This window comes from Actinokineospora terrae, from assembly GCF_900111175.1.
Lineage (GTDB): Bacteria > Actinomycetota > Actinomycetes > Mycobacteriales > Pseudonocardiaceae > Actinokineospora > Actinokineospora terrae.
The window spans coordinates 507,139-528,599 of record NZ_FOGI01000002.1 but is presented as its reverse complement, the minus strand read 5'-3'; the positions used below and the strand labels follow the sequence as shown (position 1 = coordinate 528,599).

Here is a 21,461-nt window from a genome sequence, read left to right as displayed (position 1 = left end):
CGCGTCAGAGCTTCTGCCAGGACGGCTTCGCCGCGTAGGTGGCCCGGAAGTAGTCGGCGTGCTTGAGCCTGCTGGCGGCGGCCTCGTCGACGATCACGGTCGCGTGCGGGTGCAGCTGCAGCGCGGAGGCGGGCGTGACGGCGGCCAGCGGTCCCTCCACGGTCAGCGCGATCGCCTCGGCCTTGGCCTCGCCCGCGGCCACGAGCACCAGGTGGCGGGCGTCGCTGATGGTGGCGATGCCCTGGGTCAGCACGTGCCAGGGGACCTCGTCGAGGCTGCCGAAGAAGCGGGCGTTGTCCAGCCTGGTGCGGTGGGTGAGGGTCTTGACCCTGGTCCGGGAGCTGAACGACGAGCACGGCTCGTTGAACCCGATGTGCCCGTCGGAGCCGACCCCGAGCAGCTGCAGGTCGACGCCACCGGCCTCCTGGAGCTCGCGCTCGTAGGCGGCGCACGCGGCGGGCAGGTCCTCGGCGGCGCCGTCCGGGCCGAGGAAGGACGCCGGGGTCAGGCCGAGCGGGGTCAGCACCTCGCGCTCGATGACCGCCCGGTAGCTCTCCGGGTGCCCGGGCGGCAGCCCGACGTACTCGTCGAGCTGGCAGATCCGCAACCGACCCACGTCGAGCGCCCCGGCAGCCACCCGCGCGGCGAGCGCGGTGTAGACCGGCAGCGGACTGGACCCGGTCGCCACCCCCAACAACGCGTCCGGCTTCACCGCGACCAGGTCGGCGATCGCCCCGGCGGCAACCTCACCCACCGCCGCACGGTCGGCAACGATCACGATCTCCATGTCCGTCCTGTCCTCAAGCCACCCGTTTGGTATAGACCAATAATAGCAAGCAACCACCCCCGTGTCCGGCGGACCACACCACACCGCCCCACCCTTGACACACCCAAGACGCCTGCTACCGAGCGTAGGCGAGCCCCCTCCCCCCGGCCAGGCCACAGCCCGCCACCACGTCGAGCCAGGCCACCGCCCGCTCGCGGCGAATCCAGCCCGCGAGCGCCTCCACCGATCACCGAAGCCTGCGCGGCTACCCGCCCCTCGCCCATGGCCGAATCCAGTCCCCCCGCGAGTGCCTCCACGACCCCGACACACCTCGACGACTATCGGTCCGACACCCGACACCCGACACCCGTTCGCCCACCGCGAACCCACCCCCGGCGCGCCCCGCCCACCGCCCGCCTCGACACCGCTCCCTCAAGATCAACTCCGCGCCCGGGGCCCTCCCTCCCGGGGCCCGGGGCCCCATCTCTGAACGTAGCGAACCCGGCGGCCTGTCAATAGGCCCGCGGAAACGCTGTGGATAGCTCAAGGGGTTGGGGATAAAGGGTGGCGCAGACCGGCGAGGGAGACCAACGGGCGACCGCGTTCGACGAGTCCAAGGTCTTCCTCGACGCGCACCGGCGACCGCGCTCGACAGGCCCAAGGCCTTTCTCGACTCGCACTGGCGTCAGGTCTTCCGACGCACACTGGCGTCCGAGACAGCCAACGGAGCCGAGGCGCAGGCGAACTCGCCCCCGGCACACCCCACCCCACCAACGGCCCGCACCCCGCCAACCGCCCGGAGCTGTCCGCCCTCGACGCGGCCCGCCGCCTTGCTGCCGCTTCCGCCGACCAAGATCCACTCTGCGGCCGGGGCCCTCCCTCCCGGGGGCCGGGGGCCCATCTCTGAACGTAGCGAACCCGGTGGCTTGTCAATAGGGGAGTGGCAGGGGCTGTGGACAGTTCGCGGGGTTGTGGACAGACGGGGGTGTGCGCGGGTCGTCTACAGGTGTACGCGCCAGGTCATTGACCGTTGAGACAAGGGGAACTTACGGTGCGTGCTCGACTCGTGTTCGCAGGAGGTTGACCGTGGTGCCGACCACCCTGTCCGACTGGCTTGCCCTTGACCAGCGCGACCGCGCTCGATGCCTCGCCGACGCCGTCGCGAGGGTCGGAGGTTCCGAGCTGGGGGAGTGGATCGAACGAGCCTCGGCGACTACGCACGGTGGTGGTCTGCTGGCGGGAATTCCCTTCTCGGTCAAGGACAACATCGACGTCCGGGGGTATGCCACCACGGCTGGTAGTCCTCTCCTCCGCGCGACCCCCGCCGAGGTCGACGCGTCCGTCGTGAGTGCGATCCGCCAAGAAGGGGCGGTGGTGCTCGGCAAGACGAACCTGCACGAGCTCGCGTTCGGCATCACGAGCAACAACAAGGCCTTCGGCCCCGTGCGCAACCCGGCCGACCCCAGCAGGTCGGCGGGCGGGTCGAGTGGCGGCAGCGCGGTGAGTGTCGCGGCGGGCGCGGTGCCGTTCGGGTTGGGGACCGACACGGGTGGATCCGTCACGATCCCGGCCGCGTACTGCGGGGTGGTCGGGTTCCGCCCCACCACCGGCCGCTACCCGGGCGATGGCGTCGTCAACCTCTCGACCACCCGGGACACCGTCGGCGTACATGCCCGCACCGTGCGGGATGTGCGGACCGTGGACGGGATCATCACCGGGGAGCCTGCGGTAGCGCAATCGCTTGCGGGACTGCGGATCGGCCTGCCCGGCAACCGGTTCCGGGACCTCAACCCGGACATCGAGGACGCGATCGCCACCTTTGTGTCCACTGTGGAGCAGAGCGGTGCCGCGCTCATCGACCTGGACCTCACGGAACTGGACCACCTGGCGCACTCCGGCAACGTCCTCGTCTTCCACGAAGCCCCGCGGCTGCTGGCCTGTCGCACCGACCACGCCGTAAGAGACTGGCCGGACCACATCGCGTCGCCCGATGTCCGTTCGCTCGTCGAGGGAATGGCCGAACCGGTCCCTGTCGAGCACTACGAGGCCTCGCGGGCAGACCGCTGGCAGTTGCGTAAGCGCTACCTCGACCTGTTCACGCAGGTGGATGTCCTCCTGTTCCCGACATCGCCCGTCCCGCCTCCGCTGCTCGGCGCTGACGATGTCATCAGCCTCAACGGTCGGCTCCTGCCCACCTTCCCGACCGTCACCCGCAACGTCACCCCCGGCACGGTCGCGGGCCTGCCGATGATCTCCGTACCGGCCGGGACGACCGCTGCGGGCCTCCCGGTCGGCATCTGCCTGGAGGCCCGCCCGTTCGCCGACGCCCGGCTGCTCGCGACCGCGCTGACCCTCCACAGTGGTCACCAGTTGGGGTGATCCACTGGGAACGCCCGGCACCGGCAATGGTCTAGACCATATTGACGACTCCGGTCTACCCTGGGACGACCTGACCCGGCTGACCAGGGGGAACGCGATGAAGGCGGTGCTCGACCGTGTCGAGGCGGACTGGGCGCGCAGGTTGGCGCTGCCGGGACTGCGGATCTCGCTGGCGCTGGTGTACCTGTGGTTCGGCCTGCTCAAGGTGATCGGCCAGTCCCCGGTGGCCGACCTGGTGCGGGCGACCATGCCCTGGGTCCACGGACCGTGGCTGTTACCCGCGCTCGGCTGGGTGGAGATAGCCCTCGGCCTCGCCCTGCTGTTCGGCGCCCCCCGCAGGCTCGCCCCGGCCGCGGTCGCCGCCCACCTGGCGGGCACCTTCCTCGTCTTCTTCCAGGCCCCCGCCATGGCCATCCACGACGGCAACCCCCTGCTGCTGACCGCCACCGGCGAGTTCGTGCTCAAGAACCTGGTCCTGGTCTGCGCCGCCATCGCCATCCTCGGCCTCGACCGCAGGTCCACTGTGGAGGATCGAGTCGTGGCAGCGGGCTGATCCCCTCTGGCAGAATGCCCGCGGCACAGGAGCGGGAGGGGCGGCAGTGGACCAGGCGCGGCTGCGGGAGGTCGTCGAGGCGGACGACTACATCGATGAGGACGGGGTCGACGCGTACCTGTCCGGTGTTCGCGAGGCGCTGCGCGAGGTGGAGCGGTTGATCCGCGCGGGCTCCCCGAACGAGGCGATCGCCTTGACCGAGTACGCCATCACCGCGTTGGAGCGGGTGGAGATCGACGATGTCGACGGCGCCCTGGTCGACGTGCTCGACCGGGCGCAGGAGATCCACCTCGACGCCTGCGCGGCGGGAACGCCGGATCCGGCGGCGCTGGCCGAGAGCCTGGTGACCCTGGCCCTGGACAGCGAGAACGGGGTCTTCGTCGAGGCGTTGCCGGAGTACGGGCAGATCCTCGGGCAGGACGGCCTGCGCCGGTACCGGGAGCTGCTCGACCGCGAGGACGCCGTGACGACGTCCAGGCAGCGGCGGTACGTCCTGGACGTGCTCGCCGAGCGGTTGGTGGGCGCGTCCGCCTACTAGGGTCCGATGTGGACGAACGGCGCCCACTTGTCCGGCTGGTCCGGGTGTCGCGCCCGCAGCGCCGCCGTGGTCGCCGCCAGTGCCAGGGCCGCGTCGGCCGAGCGCGGCCGACCGTCGACCACCAGGTGCCGGTACACCGAGTCGGCCGCGGCCGCCGCGACCGGGTCGGACACCGGCCACTGGGTCGCGATCACGTGCCGGAACCCCGCCAGCTGCAACGCCGCGGCGAGGTGCACCGTCTCGTCGGCCAACCGCACCGACCCGCCCGCGGTGTGGCACGCCGACAGGTAGGCCAGTTCCGCGCCGGTCAGGTCGTGCGCGGCCAGCCGCAGCACCGACAGGTCGCCGTCGTGCAGGTGCAGCGCGCTGTCACCGGGGTGGTCCAGGTCCTGCGTCGCGTGGCAGGCGAAGTGGACCCACGGGTGCGCGGGCAGTTCCGCCAGCACGGCGGCCGGTGTCGCGTCGGCGCCCAGCAGCGTCCGCGTCCCCGGCACGGTCGCCGCGATCCGCTTCAGCTCGTCCACCACCGCGGGAAGCGGCGCACGACCGGCGCGTTCCGGCACCCCCACGGCCAGCAACCGCGACACGTCACCGGTACCCGCGCGCCTGCTCCGGATCAGCGCGCCGAGATCCGTGGTGTACGACGACAGGGTCCGGTCCGGGACCGTGGGGCGCCGCTTGCCCGCGGGGGTCGACGAGCCGTAGCGCCCGGCCGCGTGCAACGGCAGCATCGCCAGCGGACCCGTCGGGCACCACCAGACCCGGTGCCGCACCGGACCGTCGAGCGAGTCGAGCGCCGTGATGACCGGCCCGGCCGCCGTGTCCCACAGCCACCGCAGCATCGACACCAGCGTCTGCCGCAGGTCCACCGGCTCACCGGCCGCGGCGAACAGCGCGTCGGCCCGCCGCCGGACGTCCGCGGGGCGCAGCCACGGCAGCGGCACCACGGTGACCCCGTCCGGGCGCACCAGCAGCGCGTCGCTCCGCCCCACCCCCAGGTTGACCAGCACCACCGTCCCGCCGGTCGCCGCGTGCCGCAGTTCCGCGAACGGCCGCGCGCCGAGGAACGTGCCGAACCCCGGTACCCGGCGCACCTCGGCGAGCAGCACGTCCCACCGCTGCGCGAGTCGGCGGTGGCGCTCGGCCTCGCCCGGGATGTCGGCCGAGGCGACCAGGGCGCGCCGGGTGCCCTCCAGCCGGTCGGCCAGGTCCGGGGCGACCGCGCGCAACGCGGACAGGTCGCCCCGGGTCTGCACCGCCTGCCGCCACAACACGGTCCGGCCCTGCTCGGCCAACTCCACCGCGTGCTCCGGCCGCCCCACGTGCACGGCCAACGCGGCGGCCTCACCGGCGAGCCCCGCGACCCCGGCCAACCTGCGCTCCTGGGCCGCCCGGTCGAGCCCCCGCTCGGCCAGCACCGGCAACAGCCGGATCGCCGCCGTCGCCGCCTCCACCGCGGCGGGCAGGTCCCGCAGCCGCAACGCCGACCCGAGCCAGGCCCGGGCCGCGGTCATCCGCTCGCCCGCGTCCCCGGTCGGCTGCTCGGCCGCCGACCGCCACAACGCGACCGCCTTGAGCAGATCGGCCTCCGCGCCCTCGGTGGCGTAGCGCTGGCGGTGCGCGTGGCCGAGCGCGATGAGCGCGGACACCCGCTTGGCGCGACCCGGTTCCAGCCTGGCCACCGCCTGCTCGCCGAGCCGGATGGCGTCGTCGACCCCGGCGCCGCGCACCCCGTCCTCGGCGGCCAGCGCGGTCAACGTGGTGAGCTGCGCGTGCAGCAGCGGCAGCCGCGTGTCCTGCGGTCGGGTCGCCTCGATGGCGTCACGGATCCGTTGGACGGCCGTGGCCAGGTCGTCTCGGTCGCGGCGGAGGAAGTACCGGGTCGCCAGCGCGCTACCGAGGTTCGTCAGCGCTATCGGCCGCACGCCGTCAAGTCCGTGCGCCAGTCGTAGTGCCTCCTCGGCCAACGCCACCGCGTTGTCCACATCGGCCAGGTCGGAACTCCGCTGCGCACGTCGGGTGATCAACGCGGCCTCCGTGGCCAGCCAGTGCGCGCGCGACGGCCCGGCCTTCGCCAGGCGCGGCCGGATCACCGCGCACAGCGCGAGCGCCTCCGCGAGGTCGTCGGCCCGGTCCAGGTGCTCGACCCGCCGGATCAGGCACGTCGCGAGCACCTGCCGCAGCGCGTCGGCAACGGGGTGACCGGTCGCCGTGGCGGCGACCGCCTCCCGGACCAACGCGACCGCCTGGTCGAGATCGGCGATGTCGTGGGTGTTCTCGAACCGCACCCGCAACGCCTCGGCGCGCTGCGCGGCGATGTGCGCGACGATCGCGCCCTGGCCGTCGCGCAGGAAGCGCTCGGTCAGCTCCAGCGCCTCCACCAGGTCCTGCTGACCGCCCGTGAGCTGGTGGCGCACGAGCAACGCCCAGGCCAGCGCGTTCACCATGTCGTTCGAGTCCGGCACGGCGTGCACCGCGGCCCGCGCCGACCGCACCAGCGCCTCGGCGTCCGCCGGATCGGCCTTCATGGTCAGCAGCGCCGACGACAGCTGCAGGGCGGCCTCGCTCAACCCGGTCCGCAGCGGGTGGTCGGCGTCCAGGTCGTCGGTCATCGACCGCAGCACCTCGCGCGCCGCCGCCACCCTGCTCGGGTCCCCGGTCTCCTCGAACTGGCCGAGCAGGACGACCGCGGTGGCGTGCGCGGCGTGCGCCGGATCGGAGTCGCCGGTCAGCAGGGCGTCCAGGTCGTGCGGGAGGGACCCGGGATCGGCGTCGCGCGCCAACCCGGCGCACAGCCGCGCCATCCGCAACGACGCCGCGCCCACCCCGGGCGGCAGCGCGTTGTGGTGGCGGAGGAACCACTGGCCCAGCACCCGAACGACCTCGGCCCCGGTGGTCCGGTCGGCCACCGCCCGCGCGTACTGGTCGAGCGCGGCCTGGTGCGCCGCGGCGTCGAGCACCGCAGAGTGGTCCCCGTCGCGGTCGAACCGCGCCATCCGCGCGACCAGGTCGTCCAGCGGCGACCCACCCGGATCGGCCATCCCAGCCCAGCCCCCTCGGGTAGAGTCGATCACCGCCACGGTAGCCCGGGCGCGCCGGGCTCGGGAAGGGAACGAGGGTGCCCGCACCGGTCGACGGCGAGCAGCACGCACTGGCGGTCTTCTGCGCCGCGGTGCCCGAGTTGCGGGCCCGCGCGGTCCGCAACTTCTGGGAGGACACCCTGGAGATGCACGTGGCGGAGGTGGCCGCGGGCGGGTCAGCCGTGTCGGCCTGCCGCGAACTCGACCTCTCCGTGGCACCGCCGCCCAACCGCGACGACGGCGTGGGGGCCCGCACGGACTGGCTGGCCGCCCCGAGCCTGGTCGGCGCCTACGTCTGCCCCGGCAAGCGGTGCCCCCGCCGCGCCGACCGCGACGAGCAGGCCCGCCCGCCGCGGTGCGCGGTGTTCGACGAGCAGATGCGCTTCGTGCGCTGCTGAGGGCACCCGTGACCGCGCTCCTGGGTGAGGTGACCAAGCGGCTGCCCGACCGCTGGCTGGTCGGCACGCTGCTGCCCGGCCTGCTCTGGCTCGCCGTCCTCGCCATCGCCGTGCGCCAGGGCCACGGCCACCCGTTCGACCCCGGCGCGGTCACCGGCACCGCCAGGGCGATCGGCACCCTGGTCCGCGACCGGCCCACCGAGGCACTGGCCTGGGGCGGCTTCGCGGTGGGTGCCGCGATGCTGACCAGCCTGGCCGCCCGGGGTCTCGGCGGCGCGGTCCGGTCGCTGTGGTGGGGCCGGTGGCGTGGACCGCTGGCGCTGCCGGGGCGCCTGATCACCCGGCTGCGCGCCCACCGGGCCCGTCGCGCGCTGGAACGCTCGGGCAGCCGACTGCCCGAGCGGTACCTGCCCGCCCTGCCGACCTGGATCGGCGACCGGCTGCGCCTGGTGGACGTCCGCGTCGACGCCCAGTACGGCCTGGTGCTCGCCCTCATCTGGCCCCGGCTCTGGCACCGGCTCGACGCGGACACCCGGGTCGTGGTCGCCCAGGCGCGGGGCAGGCTCGACCTGGCGGCCACGCTGGTCGGGTGGGGCGTGCTGTACCTGGCGCCGGTCTGGTTCTGGTGGCCGTCGTCGATCATCGCGCTCGGTGTCGGCATCGTCGGGTGGCGCAGGGGACGGGTGGCCGCCGAGGTGTTCGGCGCCGCCGTGGAGTCCACTGTGGACCTAGGGCACCTCGGGCTGGCCGAGGCACTGGGACACGACGTGGCAGCAGGCTTGACACCCCGGATCGCCGACGCCGTCAACGACCAGCTGCACAAGGGCGCGAGCCCCCAGCACCTGCCCACTCAGAAGGCTCCCACTCAGCAGGTCTCGACTCAGCAGGTCCCGACTCAGCAGGTCCCGGCGACGCCCGCGGCGGAGACCTTGTAGGCCGCGGTCAGCTGGAGCGACACCCGGACGCAGCCACCCGACTTCGTGGTCAGCGCGGCCACGACCCGAGGCGAGGAGGTGCCCTCACCCCAGAAGCCGACGACCCGCGGCGCGCTGACCGGTCCCTGGTCGGTCAGCGACTCGAGCCCGATCCGGGTGATCCGGGTCCTGGTCGCGGCGTTGATCTCGCACACCACCGTGCCGACGGCGATCTTGGCCAGGTCCAGCCCAGCGCCACCCCGGACGCCCTGGTCGGCCCGCACGATGGGCCTGCACACCAGGAAGTCTTCCGGGTCGAGCAGGAACGTGGGCCGGTTGCTGGGCCAGTAGGTGGGCCGCAGGGGCGAGTCCGGCAGGCCGATCCCGGGCAACCCCGTGAGCGGTGTCGCGGCGCCGGGCAGCCCGGCGGTGGGGATCCGGGCACCGCCGGTCGGTGGGGCCAACACGGACCGGTAGATGTCGTACCCCGGGGTCGACACCCCCAGGGTCGTCAGACCCAGGCTCGGATCGCGTGGCTGCTTGGCGGGGAACGCCTGGTTGAGCATCGTGATGACACCGAGCGCCACCACGGCCAGCACGACAGCCCCGGCGACGCCGACCCGCGGCCGCTGCCGCGCGGGAGGCTGCTCGACGACCTCGTCGTCGGGTTCCGGTGGAGGCGGGGAAGGCTTGGGCTCAGGGGTGTCCGACGTGTCGGTCGCGTCCCGGGCCGCCGTGGCCAGCGCGTCGATCCACGACCGGGCGCTGGGCCGCTTGTCGGGGTCCCGGCGCAGGCTCGCGGTCACCTTGGCGCGCAACCGGATCGGCACCCGGCGCGGGTCGCTGCTCTGCTGGTCGTTGGCGAAGAGCCGGACCGCCAGCAGACCCAGCTTGTAGGTGTCGCTGCCCGGGGTGGCAAGCTCCTCGGGCCCGACATCGCTGATCCGCCAGTCCGGGGTCTCCACCTGCGGCAGCACGCTCTCCCCGGCCAACCGCATCGCGTCGCAGTCGAGGAAGAAGACCCGCGGTCGGGCGGTCAGGCTGAACAGCATGTTGTTGGGCGACAGGTCGCCGACGCCCACCCCCAGGCCGTGCAGCAGGTCGAGCGCCGTGGCGGTGTCGTGCAGGAACTCGTACCGGAACCGGGGGCTGAGCCGCAGACCGCGCGCCGCGAGGTACTCGGGCGGGTTGAGCAGGAACTGCACCAGCGCGGGCTCGGTGCTGGTCTCCTCGCCGAAGCGCATGGCGGCCGTGTACGCGGCGGGCGCCTTGCGCATCAGGAACCCGACGACCACGCCGTCCTTGCGCACCACCGCCTCCGGCCACGCGGTCGTCGCCAGCAGCTTCGCGCGCACCCCCGGGGCGAGCCCGTGCGCGAACCCCACGAAGTTGCGCAGCGCGTCGACGTCCACGTCGTCGACCACCCGCGGGCTGTACTCCTTGTACACCACCGCGTCCGGGCCGTCGGCGTGGTCGAGCAGCCGCAGCACCTTGCCCTGCCCACCGGTGCCGAGCAGCCGCAACCGGCCCAGCGCCCTGGCGTCGACCTCGGGGACGTCGTTCACGGCGCCCCCTTGGGCCATACCCCCAACATCGTCCGGTCGTCGTCGAAGGTCTCCCGGGAGAAGTCCAGCAACCGGGCGAACTCCAACGGCGGCGGCGGGCTGCCCAGCGCCCCGGCGAACGCGGCACCGACCAGGCCCGCGCCGTCCCCGAGCGCGCCACCGACGCCATCGGTTCCCAGCAGCAGCACCGACCCCACGGGCAGGTCGACCGACTCGGCCCGCAGCTCGCGGGGCAGGTGGGGGAGCGCGACGGTCGCGACCTCGGCGATCCCGGGGGACTCCTCCGTCAGGCACGTCCACGTCCCGCCGTCGAGCACCCAGCCGGTCGAGTCACCGACCCGGCACACCTGCGCGCGGGCCGACCCGTCCTCGCGCGGCCGCACCAGGGCAACGAGCAGCGTGGTGGACAGCAGGCGCTCCGCCCGCGCCGACGGGTTGTCGGCGCCTGCCTGGCCCCTGGCGAACTCGACCAACGCCCAGCCCGCGCAGCGCATCACGTCCGGCCAGTCCGGCTCCTCGCCCGCGTCCAGCACCCTGACCAGCTGGTCGGTGGCGCTGCGGCACGCCAGGGTGGCCCCCAGGTGCGCCAGCTCCACGCTCGACACCCCGTCCGCGACGGCCGCGACCACGGCCCCGGTGCCCTCGTGCCACGACACGGCGAAGTCGTCCTGCCGCGGCGTGCCGTCGTGGCGGTGCTGGTAGCCCCGCACCGACGCGGCCCGCACGGTGAACGCGGCGCTCGACCAGCCGTCGACCGCTGTGTCCGGCCGGTACCCGCCCACCCGCCTCGGCGGCCGCGGCTCGAACTCGGCGACCGGGGTGCCGATCACCAGCGGCCTGCCCAACCCCGGGGCGGACTGGTTGCTAGACAACGTCGACGGCCATCACGAAGCTGTTCGGCCGCTCCACCACCAACTCGGTCTTGTCTGCGGCCACCGCGCGCGCCGAGGCGACGATGCTCTTGGTCAGCGCCACGCTGAACTCCGCGATCGCCAGACCCAGCTCGACCCCCGGCGTGGCCACGAACGCGAACTCCGGCCTGGTCGCCACGTCCAGGATGGTCCGCGCCCGCGCGCCGCCGATCCCGCAGGCGATGATGTTCGGCGCCGCGGGCGTGGCCTCCTTGTCCACCAACCGGTCGTAGGCGGCCCGCCACCCCGGCTCGTCGGTGGGCTGGCCGTCGGTCAGGAAGAACACCGCGGGCCGGTACACCGCGTGCCCCTGCTCCTTGAGCGCGGCGACATCGGTCGGGATCTGCCGCGACAACGCCTCGAACGCGGCGCCGTAGTTCGTGGTCGACCTGGTGCCCAGCACCGGCAGCGTCGCCTCGGTGCGCAGGTCCGCCAGCGACAACCGGGTCCGCACGTCGTCGGAGAACCCCAGGATGGTGAACCGCACCTTCGCGGCGGCCATCGGCTCCCGCAGCAACGCCCGGTGCAGCTCGGCCAGCCCCGCGTTCAGCTCGCCGACCACCCCCGCCATCGACGCCGACTCGTCCGCGACCACGTACACCGGGAGCACGTTGCCCAGGTTCTCCGCCACGACCTGCCCTCCACCCCACCGGACCAGAGCCGCCACTATCGCACGCTCAGTGCTCGACCGGACACGCTTTCGTGGCTCTCGCGGCCCTCAGTCGGGTCGGCGGTACACGGAGACGTGCGACGGGGAGTCCGCGGTGAACGCGGCGCCTGCCCAGTCGGCGTGCCGGGACTCCAGGGTGAACCCCGCGACCAGCCCCATGAGGTCCATCTCGGCGGGCCACAGGAACCGGTGGTGGCTGCGCAAGAGCCGGTGCTCGCCGGGCGCCAGTTCCCGGTAGTGGTGGGAGGTGAGGCGCTGGGCGACCACGTCGTAGGTGTCGTACCCGGTGTAGCCCTCGGTGTGCGCGAACACGACCGCGTCCTGGCCGGGCGGGAGCTTGCGCAGCTCGGGGACGCCGAGTTCGAGCACGAACCGACCGCCGGGGCGCAGGTGGCGGAAGGCGTTGCGGAAGCACTCGACCTGCTCGGCCTGGGTGAGCAGGTTGGAGATCGTGTTGTAGACCAGGTACACCAGGCTGAACTCACCCGGCGCGGTGGCGGTCGCCATGTCACCCAGCACGACCGGGACGGTGGCCGCGTCGGCCTTGGCGCGCAACCGCGCCAGCATCGGCTCGGACAACTCGATCCCGGTCACCGGCACCCCGCGCTCGGCCAACGGGATCCCGACCCGCCCGGTGCCGATCGCGAACTCCAGCGCGGCCCCGCCATCGGCGAGCTCCACCAGCCGGTCCAGGGTCGGCCCGAGCACCTCGGGTGCGAACATCCCCACCCCCGGCGTGTCGTACCGACCGGCGACCTCGGTGTTCCAGACGTCATCCTGACCCATACGACCACCCTGGAACGCCCACGGCCGTCGTGTCCACCGAGTTTCCCCGCGCGGACCTTGTGTCCACAGTGGACGATCAACCGCGGCGGCGGGGCTTCCCGCGTTTGGGCGCGGCCTGGGTGCGGCGGGCGGGGGCTGCGGGTTTGCGGCGGGGCTTGGCGGCCTGGGCTTTAGCTGGCGCGGGCTCGGACTTGGTCGCCTGCGCGGGTTCCGGCTGGCGGCCCCGGGTGCTGTTGACGGTGCGACCGCGGACGATCCCGATCAACTGCTCGACCTCGTCGGTCGTCTCGTCCTCCAGCCAGGACAGCGCCACCTGGGACTGGGGGACATCGGTGATCGTCCGGTAGGTGAGGTCCTTGCGGTGGTGCAGTCGGGCCAGCGACTGCGGGACGACGAGCAGCCCGATCCCGGCGGCCACCAGTTCGACCGCGTCACCGGTCGTGTCCGGTCGCTGCAACGCCGGGCGGCCCGGCGGGGACACCCAGTCGAGCGTGTCGTCGAGCGGGTGCAGCACGATCTCGTCGGCCAGGTCACCCGGGGTGACCTCGTCGGCGGCGGCGATGACGTGGTCCTTGGGGACGACCACGACCGACACCTCGGTGTAGAGCGGGATGGCGTGCAGCCCGTCCCGGTCGCCGCCCACCCGCAGCAGCGCCGCGTGCACCCCGCGCTCGCGCACCTGGTCGGCGGCCTCGCCCGCGGTCACCTGCACCAGGTCGAGCGGTACCTCGGGGGAGCGCTCGGCCCACATCCGGGTCCACTTGGCGGGGATCACCCCCGGCACATAGGCGAGCCTGAAGGGTGCAGCTGGGTCCGGCCCTGTCACCAGGCCAGACTACCGGCGGTGAACGCCCCCGCTACGCTTGCCCCCATGACCTCGCCGCACAAGACGCCCCAGACGATGAAGCCCGCGACCGCGGCGAAGAAGCTGGGCGTGTACCTGGAGGCCACCCCCGCCGAGTTCCAGGACGGCCCCATCTCCCGCGACGAGCTCAACGCGCTGCAGGCCGACCCACCCACCTGGCTGCGCGACCTGCGCCGCGACGGCCCGCACCCCCGCACGGTCGTCGCCGCGAAGCTGCGCGTGTCCATCGGCGGCCTCACCAGGGCCGGGTACGCGGACCCGCTCACCACCGAGCAGATCGAGGCCATCAAGGCGGACAACCCGGAGTGGCTGCGGCAGGAACGCGCCACCCAGGCCGAGTTCCGCAAGGAGTCCGAGCGGGTCAAGAACCAGCCCGCGGAACCGAAGCCCACCCGCGCACCCAAGCCCCCCAAGGTCGACAAGGCAGGCAACGTCCGCAAGGTGGCTCCGCGCCGCTCCCGCTAGCCCCCGCCTCGCCGGGCGGATCACGCCCACCCGGCTGAGCGGCGGGCTGCCCGAACGGTCGAGCACCTGAGCGACTGAGTACCCAGCGGACACTCCGGCCGCCGTAGGTGCGCAAGCCCCGCACACGCAGAATGGCAGCGGTGGACCGGTCGGATTCGCGGTCGGGCTGCCGCGCGCCAGACGCCGACCGAACCCGGCTTCGGTAACGGGTTCCTCGGCGAGGATCCTTCCGTGCCCGTGCCCGTGCCCGTGCCCGTGCCCGTGCCCGTGCCCATGCCCATGCCCGTCCGCGGCGCGGATCGCCCTGGCTGGCGCGCGCACTGCTGCCCGTGTGCGGATCGGTGCCCTGCCCGGCGGGCAGAACGGCCAGACCGCACCGCGCCCACGCGCGTCGGCCAGACCAGAACCCGCGCCTACCGCGCTCGCCGCGAATCTGTGCGCGCCCTTCGGGATCCGGATCACCGAGATCCCGGCGGGCCCTCGCGGCGGTCCCGCGCGCACGTCACCGGTGACCTGGAGCGGGTCCCCTCGCCTGGCTTGGCGTCAGGTGGGGGGACCCGCGGCTCGGGTCCCGGACTGTCCGGTGCGGATGGTCCGTCCATAGGTGCTCGTCGGTAGCGGCGGTGCTAGCGAGGCGAACGGTTGAAGCCTACGAACGCGCCGGGGTGGCTGCCCAGTCCCTGGACGGCTGAAGCGTCCACTGTGGAATGGGCCGGCGCGCTGTCGACCATCACCTGATGGGAGGGTATCCGTGTGGTACCGGTGCCCGCGTGCTCGCCGGTGTATCTGGACCGCTAGTGGCCGCTCAGGTCCCGCAGCGACGCAGCGACCGCCTCGACGAAGGTGTCCCGGGTGGACTCGTCGACCAGATCCAGGGACAGGTACGGGTTGAGGTCCTCCAATTCCACCAGCAGCAACCCCGCCGCGGTCCGGCAGGCGTCGACCCGCTGGATGCCGTGGTCGAGGGTGTTCCACCGCACGAACCGCTCGGCGAAGGCCAGGTCGTCGCCGTTCGGTTCGTACGGCCGCAGTTCCCAGCGCTTGCCGGGGTCGGGGGCGTGGAGGGCGTAGTGGAACTGGTGGTCGACGAAGTAGAACGACACCTCGTACTCGAAGTCGACCTCCGGCTGGATCAGGATGTCGCCCCCGGCGGGGATGCCCGCGCGGTCGGTGCGCAGCAGCCCCACCGAGTCGGCGCCCGCCTTGGGCTTGACCACGTAGCCGGCCACATCGGGCAGCCGATCGACGTCCTCGACCCGGTCGACCGTGGGGATCACCGGATACCCCGCCGCCGACAGGTCCACCAGGTACTGCTTGCCCGCCATGTCCCCACGCCCGTGCAGCGGGTTGAACACGGCTGTCCCGTTCGCCAGCGCGTGCGCCCGGAACGCCGCGTACTCGGCCGGGTAGTGCAGGACAGGTCCGCTGTTGCGCACCAGCACCACGTCGAACCGGTCCATCAGCGCCACCGCGTCCGCCGGGTGGCACAGCGCGACGTCGAAGTGCGCCCGCAGCCGCGACGCCAGGTACGCGTCCTCGTCGCCGTAACGCCGTCCACGAGCCGGGTAGGTCAGATCGGAAACAAGCAGCAGCGCAGACATCCCACCAATCTACGGCCGCCCCCTCCGCCCGGCCAGCCACCGGCCGCGGCTGCCCGTGCCCGTGCCCGTTCTGGTGATGGTGGCGTCCGTGCCATGGCTGGTGCTCCGGTCCGGGTTGGTGTGGTGACGGGCCTTGCCGCGTTCGACCGAGCCCGCCACCGACGAGTGGATCAGTCGTCATGGCAGGTGGTGTCGGCGCGGGGGAGTGTCCCGTCGCGGAAGTAGGTGTTGACGGCGTCCTCGACGCAGCGGTTGGGGTAGTTGCCGAAGACGGCGTGGATGCGGACGTCCCGGAGGGTGACGAGCCGGGAGCCGGTCATGGCCCGGTGCAGCTGGACCGCGCCGTCGTAGGAGGTGCGGGTGTCCCCGGTGGCCTGGACGATCAGGGCCGGGACCGAGTTGCGCACGACGGTCTTCGGCTCCGCCGGTGGTGCCCAGAACGCGCAGGCGGTCAGGCTGTGGGTGAACGACCCGAAGACCGGGTAGGTCGAGCGGACCCGCTGGATGCGGCGCCAGTACCACTCCGGATCCCGCGGCGCGGACGAGTCACCGCAGACCACCGCCGCCTGACCGGAGTTCTGGATCTGCGCGGTCGGCCGGTAGAACACGCGCAGGATCTGCTCCAACCCCGGGTTCGGCGTCACGACCTTGCCGTCAGCGGCGTCGACGAGCTGCCGGATGTCACCGGCCAATGCGACGTCGTTGCGCGCCGAGTCGAACCGGACGAACAGCACCATCGGTAAGACGTGCTGGTCCACCTGGTACTCGCCGATCCGGATCGGCTCCCGCGCCGCCCGCCGCACCAGACCCTCCACCAGGGAACGCACCTGTCGCCCGGTCGTGCCCAGGTGGAACTCGCCGTCGCGGGTCGCGGCCCAGGCGGACCAGCTGTCCAGGGCGGCCTCGTTCGGCGCGGCCATCGCCGCCATCGTACCGGTGAACCAGTCCGCGGGGTTGGCCGCGCTGTCGAGCACGAACCGGTCGCTGCGCCCAGGGAACATCTGGGTATAGACCGCGCCCAGGTAGGTCCCGTACGACCAACCGAAGTAGCTGATCCGCTGCTCGCCCAGCACCGCGCGCACCACGTCCATGTCCCGCGCCGTGTTCCGCGTCGAGATGTGCCGCAGGTACTCGCCCTCCGTCGCGGCGCACCGCCTGGCCAGGTCGGCCTGCACCGCGACAGTCCGGTCGAACGCGGCCCGGTCCACGCCGGCGGACCGCAACATGATCCCCACCGGCCACTGGCAGTCGACGGGTGTCGACCGCCCGATTCCGCGCGGATCCAGTCCGATCAGGTCGTACCGCGCCTGGACATCCGCGGTCATCGCCTTCCGGACCGTCACCATCAGGTCTAACCCCGAACCACCGGGCCCGCCGGGATTGGACAACATCACGCCTCGGCGTTTCGCCGGGTCGGTGGCCTTGATCCGGGAGATGGCCACGGTGATGCTCCGCCCCTGTGGTCGCGCGTAGTCCAGCGGAACCCGCACATCCGCGCACTGCGCGCCTGCGGCGTCCAAATCGCTGTGCTGACAGTCCTTCCACGCCAGCCGCTGATGGTGGTACCGCGTGAGTCCCTCCACACTGGACTCGCTCGCGCCTGCGGAGCCCACCCCCACCATCAGCCCAGCTCCAGCGGTCACGGCCGCCACGAGTGCGGTCATGCGTTTCATGTCGATCTCCACAAGGTCAGTCGAAGTGAATGGTGCAGCGCCCCACAGGCGCTGGTACTACGAGCAGGCGGCGGTGTCGACGGCCTGGTCGAGGGCGGTGGTGCTCTCGTGCGTGTCCACGAGCTGGTTGACCGTGACGGTCACGGCCCGACCGGTGGTGGTGATACCGCCTCGGGTGCGGTAACCGGGGATGCTGCCGCCGTGACCCCACAGGTCCCTGCCGCAGGTGGTGCCGTACCGGATCAGGCCGAGGCCGTAGCTCGCGCCGGGTGCCACGTCCGCCGGGACGGTCCGCTTCATCTCCGCCAACTGCGCCGCCGGGAGCAGGCGACCACCCAGCAGGGCGGCGAAGAACGTGTTGAGTTCCTCCCCTGTGGACACCATGGCACCGGCAGCCCCACCCCAGGACGGATCTTGCCGGGTGTAGTCGACGCGCTTGCCGTCGATCTCGGCGTACCCGCGCGGGTGCGGCCCGCGGATCCCGGTCTCGTGGTCGCGCGGGAAGTAGGTCGATCTCAGGCCGAGCGGGCCGGTGATCCGGCGCTCGACCTCGGCCGCGACCGAGCGTCCGGTCACCCGCTCGACCAGCATCCCGGCCAGCACGTAGTTCGTGTTGGAGTACTCCCACCTGCTGCCCGGCGCGAAGTGCGGCGCCAGGCCCATCGCGATCCGGACCACCTCGGCGGGCTCGACGTGCTTCCACCGGTTCGACAGCGGATCGATCGCCGCCAGGTAATCAGCCAGACCGCTGGTGTGCTGCAACAGCTGGCGAACCGTGATCCGCGTGCCGTCGTTGCCGTTGCCGCGGACCACGCCCGGCAGGTACCGCTGCACCGGGGCGTCCAGCTCGACCCGCCCCTCGCCGACCAGCCCCAGCACCACGACCGCGACGAACGTCTTGGTGTTGCTGCCGATCCGGACTCTGGCCCGGGGCGGGAAAGGCCGCCCGGTGCGCAGGTCACCGGCTCCTCTGGACACTTCCCAGGACCGGCCTCGGTCGCTGACCACCGCTTGCGCGCCCGGCACCCCTGTTCGGACGACCTGGTCGAGCGCCCGGGTCACGGCGCCTCGTGTGGAGACGCCTGCCGGTTCGGCGACGGCCGTTGTCGAACCGGCCACGAGTCCCGCCACGACCGCGGCGCCGACCAGGGCGCGCTTGCGCACTGTTGATCGCATCGGATTTCCCCCTTGGTGAACCGGGTTTGGTGAGTTCTCCCGGTGAAATCCAAGCTACAAGGGTTTTCCGTCGCTTCCCATGGTGCTAGCACTAGTCTTCGGGGTCTACTTGTCTGTAGTGCGGGGGTAGTCCTGGCACTACCCCCGATCGGGCAACTGGCCCAGGACAAGGGAAATCCCTCCCGGCCTTGAGGCCGAGAGGGATCTGGTCCGGACTTCGACTACTTGCCGGCCAGAGCCTTCAGACCGGCGTAGTCACCGGCGCCGAGCAGGCGGCGGGAGGTGTCGCACGGCGAGCTGGCCGGAGTCATGGTCTGGGTGGCGTTGGTGGTCTGGTCGACGTGGCCCAGGCCCGCGGTGTGCAGGCGCTCGTGGGTGAGGGTGGTCTCCAGGTCGTACTGCTGACCGGTGCAGTTCGCCGGCTTGGTGGTGAACCAGGTGTAGGCGACGTTGTCGATGAGGGTGTCGGAGGCGATGACGACGCCCTTGGCGTTGTAGTAGGTGCAGGTGTAGGCCAGAACCTTCGCGGGCAGGGTGCCCCAGCCGGTGACCGACTTGTTGTCGTTGCCGGTGCAGGTGGCGGTGGAGGACACCTGGGGCTTGACGGTGGTGGTGCCGCCGTAGGTGTAGGTGGAGGTGGTCAGCGCGGCCAGGCCGCAGCGGTTGGTGCCCTTGGCGACGGTGTTGGTGGAAGTGGTGATCGAGTCCAGCGCGGTCGAGGCGATGTTGGCCGGGACACCCGCGCCGTTGTAGAGCCAGGTCAGCGAGCCGACCTTCCAGGTCTTCAGCGCATAGGTGGTGTCCTCGCAGGCGCTGGCGGCGGAGGCGGCGGTCACGGCCGCGGTGACGGCGTCGCCCTCGTCGTAGGTGAACGCCTCGGCGACCAGGAACAGCTCGTCGCTCGCCGGGGCGGTGGAGGAGACCGGCTGCCCGGCGACGATCACCGCGGTGGCGGCCAGGACAGTGGCGGCGATGGTGGTGATCGAGCGGATCATCTCTGGTCTCCTTCGGTTCTGGCTTGCTGAGACCAAGACTCCGGTGCCGGGGGAGTGGGTCGGGTGCGCGCGCGGGTGCGAACCGGGTGCACGCCTCAGAACCCACGGACCGCAGCCGACAGCAGGGGGTTGCCCCTCGCGGGATGTCCCCCACAACGGAGCCACGCCAACGGAATGTGGCACCAGTGACCGGGCAGGCACCGGTCGGGGGACGAGACCGTCACCCGAACCTGAGGAGAGCCAGGAGCGTCAGGAGGCGTTCAGGTACGCCAGGACCGCCAGCACCCTGCGGTGGCCCGCCTCGTCGCTGGTCAGGTTGAGCTTGCTGAAGATGTTGCGGATGTGCTTCTGCACCGCGCCGTCACTGACCACGAGCAGGGCGCCGATCGTGGTGTTGTCGTGCCCCTCGGCCATCAGCCCCAGCACCTCGCGCTCCCGGCTGGTCAGCGTCACCAGCGGGTCGTCCGCCCGGTGCCGGACCAGCAGCTGGGCGATGACCTCGGGATCCATCGCGGTCCCGCCCGCGGCGACCCGGCGCAGGGCGTCGAGGAACTTGTCCACCCGCCCGACGCGCTCCTTGAGCAGGTAACCGACCCCTCCCGCGCCGTCCGCGAGCAGTTCTGAGGCGTAGCTGTCCTCAACGAACGCGGATAGCACCAACACCGGCAGGCCAGGATGCACCTTCCGGGCCGCGACGGCCGCACGCAAGCCGTCGTCGGTGAAGGTCGGGGGCAGCCGCACGTCGACTACGACCGCGTCCGGTCGCTCGGCGGTGACCGCCGCCAGGAAGTCCGTCGCGTTGTCCACGGCCGCGCGCACCTCTATACCCGCGGTGCTCAGCAGCAGTACGAGGCCCTCGCGCAACAGGGCGTCGTCCTCGGCGATCACGACCCGCATGGCAGCTCCACCCGCAACGTGGTGGGGCCGCCGACCGGGCTGGTCAGCACGGTGCTGCCGTCCAGGGCGTCGACCCGGCGCCGGATGCCCACCAGCCCGCTGCCCAGCGCCTCGTCGGCACCGCCGCGACCGTCGTCGTCGACCGTGATCAGCAACCTGTCCTCCGCGGCGTCGAGCCCGATCGAGACCTGTCCGGCGCCGGAGTGCTTGGTGACGTTGGTCAACGCCTCGGCGATGATGAAGTATGCCGCCGCCTCCACCGCGGCCGGTCGCCTGCCGACCTGGGCGAGGTCCAGCTCACACGGGATCGGGCAGCGGGCGGCCAGCGCGGTCACCGCCCCGTCGAGGCCGCGGTCGGACAGCACCGGCGGGTAGATGCTGCGCACGACGTCGCGGAGTTCGGCGAGCGCGGAGACCGCGGTGTCCTGGGCCTTGCGCACCAGGTCGAACGCGGCGCCGGTGTCCCGGTCGCGCAGCTGCTCCGCGATGCCCAGTTGCATGATGACGGCGGCGATGCGTGCCTGCGTCCCGTCGTGCAAGTCGCGTTCGATCCGGCGCAGCTCGGCACCGTGCGCGTCGAGCGCCGCGGCCCTGGTCGCGGTGAGCTCGGCCACGCGGTCTTGCAGCAACACACCCTCGGTCGGCTTGAGCAGCCATCGGGCGAACTGCGCCTGGCGCTTCGCAGCAGCAGGTAGGAGCAACGTCAGGCCCCCATAGAGGGCTGCGACGAGCAAGCTCACCATCGCCAGTCGCCAGGACGTCACCTGGTAGTCGAACCCGCTTGGCGCACCGTTCGGCAACAGGTACCAGTAGGTCGGGATGAGGGCCTGGTTGATTGTGGCCAGCGGTAGACCTACCGCCATACCTGCCGCGATTACGCCTGTAAAGGCGTGGAGCACTATCCAGGCGATATCCCGCCTGGTAGCCGGATCGAACAGGACTGTGTGGACCTGCCGACCTATAGACCCCGTCAGCGGTCGATACGCCTCCGGCACCGATACGCCCAAGGCCCGGGCTGCGCGCCGCCGCTCGATGTCGGGCACACGACGGATGAACCGCATGGCTTCCGGCACCACCGGTAGACCCAACCCGAACACGGCGCACAGGGCTGTCAGCAGGACCAGACCGCACAGCGCGAGCAGCGCCAGCATCGACGTCGCACCCCCGACCACGAGGTAGCGCACTGCCCGCCAGATCCGCCCCAGCATCACCTTCACGGTGCGATTGTG

18 protein-coding genes and 1 pseudogene are annotated in these 21,461 nt (G+C 72.3%); 6 read left to right on the top strand and 13 right to left on the bottom strand.

Features of this window, described 5'->3' with window-relative positions; translation table 11 throughout:
* Positions 1 to 4: 4 nt before the first annotated feature.
* Positions 5 to 787 carry a glucosamine-6-phosphate deaminase gene (locus BMY07_RS05600; RefSeq protein WP_092775353.1) on the bottom strand — a complete coding sequence of 261 codons (783 nt, stop codon included), beginning with the start codon at positions 785 to 787 and terminating at the stop codon, positions 5 to 7.
* Positions 788 to 1,852: 1,065 nt separating this feature from the next.
* Here BMY07_RS05600 and BMY07_RS05595 point away from each other — a divergent pair.
* The 3 genes from BMY07_RS05595 to BMY07_RS05585 all read left to right on the top strand — a co-directional run bounded on the left by BMY07_RS05595 (position 1,853) and on the right by BMY07_RS05585 (position 4,236).
* A complete protein-coding gene (locus BMY07_RS05595) occupies positions 1,853 to 3,145 on the top strand; it encodes an amidase family protein (protein ID WP_245782222.1) in 1,293 nt (430 codons plus the stop codon).
* Between the two features lie 97 nt (positions 3,146 to 3,242).
* On the top strand, positions 3,243 to 3,698 hold the full coding sequence (locus BMY07_RS05590) for a DoxX family membrane protein (RefSeq protein WP_092775351.1): 456 nt from the start codon (positions 3,243 to 3,245) through the stop codon (positions 3,696 to 3,698).
* A complete protein-coding gene (locus BMY07_RS05585) occupies positions 3,667 to 4,236 on the top strand; it encodes a DUF6880 family protein (RefSeq protein WP_425426236.1) in 570 nt (189 codons plus the stop codon). The genes BMY07_RS05590 and BMY07_RS05585 overlap by 32 nt, the downstream gene beginning before the upstream one ends.
* Here BMY07_RS05585 and BMY07_RS05580 read toward each other — a convergent pair.
* Positions 4,233 to 7,277 (bottom strand): CHAT domain-containing protein, encoded by a 3,045-nt coding sequence (locus BMY07_RS05580; RefSeq protein ID WP_092775349.1) that lies wholly within the window; start codon positions 7,275 to 7,277, stop codon positions 4,233 to 4,235. The genes BMY07_RS05585 and BMY07_RS05580 overlap by 4 nt on opposite strands.
* A 77-nt stretch (positions 7,278 to 7,354) precedes the next feature.
* Here BMY07_RS05580 and BMY07_RS05575 point away from each other — a divergent pair, with 77 nt between their 5' ends.
* Together BMY07_RS05575 and BMY07_RS05570 are read left to right on the top strand one after the other, a co-directional pair.
* A complete protein-coding gene (locus BMY07_RS05575; protein ID WP_092775348.1) occupies positions 7,355 to 7,714 on the top strand; it encodes a hypothetical protein in 360 nt (119 codons plus the stop codon).
* Positions 7,715 to 7,722: 8 nt separating this feature from the next.
* Positions 7,723 to 8,649, top strand: a complete 927-nt coding sequence (locus BMY07_RS05570; protein WP_092775347.1) for a hypothetical protein — start codon at positions 7,723 to 7,725, stop codon at positions 8,647 to 8,649.
* On the opposite strand, the gene BMY07_RS05565 is transcribed toward BMY07_RS05570, so the two are convergent.
* The 5 genes from BMY07_RS05565 to BMY07_RS05545 form a co-directional block, all read right to left on the bottom strand.
* The gene (locus BMY07_RS05565; RefSeq protein ID WP_143073373.1) at positions 8,610 to 10,193 is read right to left on the bottom strand and encodes a protein kinase family protein; all 1,584 of its coding nucleotides are present in this window, start codon (positions 10,191 to 10,193) and stop codon (positions 8,610 to 8,612) included. The genes BMY07_RS05570 and BMY07_RS05565 overlap by 40 nt on opposite strands.
* Positions 10,190 to 11,065 (bottom strand): protein phosphatase 2C domain-containing protein, encoded by an 876-nt coding sequence (locus tag BMY07_RS05560; RefSeq protein WP_092775345.1) that lies wholly within the window; start codon positions 11,063 to 11,065, stop codon positions 10,190 to 10,192. The genes BMY07_RS05565 and BMY07_RS05560 overlap by 4 nt, the downstream gene beginning before the upstream one ends.
* Positions 11,058 to 11,735, bottom strand: a complete 678-nt coding sequence (locus tag BMY07_RS05555; RefSeq protein ID WP_092775344.1) for a vWA domain-containing protein — start codon at positions 11,733 to 11,735, stop codon at positions 11,058 to 11,060. The genes BMY07_RS05560 and BMY07_RS05555 overlap by 8 nt, the downstream gene beginning before the upstream one ends.
* 87 nt (positions 11,736 to 11,822) lie before the next feature.
* The gene (locus BMY07_RS05550; protein WP_092775343.1) at positions 11,823 to 12,560 is read right to left on the bottom strand and encodes a class I SAM-dependent methyltransferase; all 738 of its coding nucleotides are present in this window, start codon (positions 12,558 to 12,560) and stop codon (positions 11,823 to 11,825) included.
* Positions 12,561 to 12,636: 76 nt separating this feature from the next.
* Positions 12,637 to 13,386 carry a LysR substrate-binding domain-containing protein gene (locus tag BMY07_RS05545; protein ID WP_245782221.1) on the bottom strand — a complete coding sequence of 250 codons (750 nt, stop codon included), beginning with the start codon at positions 13,384 to 13,386 and terminating at the stop codon, positions 12,637 to 12,639.
* A gap of 45 nt (positions 13,387 to 13,431) precedes the next feature.
* Between BMY07_RS05545 and BMY07_RS05540 the strand changes: the two are divergent.
* Positions 13,432 to 13,806, top strand: a pseudogene (locus tag BMY07_RS05540) (DUF5997 family protein); the annotation flags it as partial.
* A gap of 878 nt (positions 13,807 to 14,684) precedes the next feature.
* Here the strand turns inward: BMY07_RS05540 and BMY07_RS05535 are convergent.
* The 6 genes from BMY07_RS05535 to BMY07_RS05510 form a co-directional block, all read right to left on the bottom strand.
* Positions 14,685 to 15,491 (bottom strand): ATP-grasp domain-containing protein, encoded by an 807-nt coding sequence (locus tag BMY07_RS05535; protein WP_092775342.1) that lies wholly within the window; start codon positions 15,489 to 15,491, stop codon positions 14,685 to 14,687.
* A 170-nt stretch (positions 15,492 to 15,661) separates the two neighbouring features.
* On the bottom strand, positions 15,662 to 17,164 hold the full coding sequence (locus BMY07_RS05530; RefSeq protein WP_092775341.1) for an alpha/beta hydrolase: 1,503 nt from the start codon (positions 17,162 to 17,164) through the stop codon (positions 15,662 to 15,664).
* A 57-nt stretch (positions 17,165 to 17,221) separates the two neighbouring features.
* The gene (locus BMY07_RS05525; protein WP_092775340.1) at positions 17,222 to 18,340 is read right to left on the bottom strand and encodes a serine hydrolase domain-containing protein; all 1,119 of its coding nucleotides are present in this window, start codon (positions 18,338 to 18,340) and stop codon (positions 17,222 to 17,224) included.
* A 221-nt stretch (positions 18,341 to 18,561) separates the two neighbouring features.
* Complete coding sequence (locus tag BMY07_RS05520; RefSeq protein WP_092775339.1) at positions 18,562 to 19,335, bottom strand: peptidase M10A; 774 nt, start codon at positions 19,333 to 19,335, stop codon at positions 18,562 to 18,564.
* A 249-nt stretch (positions 19,336 to 19,584) separates the two neighbouring features.
* Positions 19,585 to 20,232, bottom strand: a complete 648-nt coding sequence (locus BMY07_RS05515; RefSeq protein WP_092775338.1) for a response regulator — start codon at positions 20,230 to 20,232, stop codon at positions 19,585 to 19,587.
* Positions 20,220 to 21,440, bottom strand: a complete 1,221-nt coding sequence (locus BMY07_RS05510; protein WP_092775337.1) for a sensor histidine kinase — start codon at positions 21,438 to 21,440, stop codon at positions 20,220 to 20,222. Before BMY07_RS05510 ends, BMY07_RS05515 begins: the two co-directional genes overlap by 13 nt.
* Between the last annotated feature and the right edge of the window lie 21 nt (positions 21,441 to 21,461).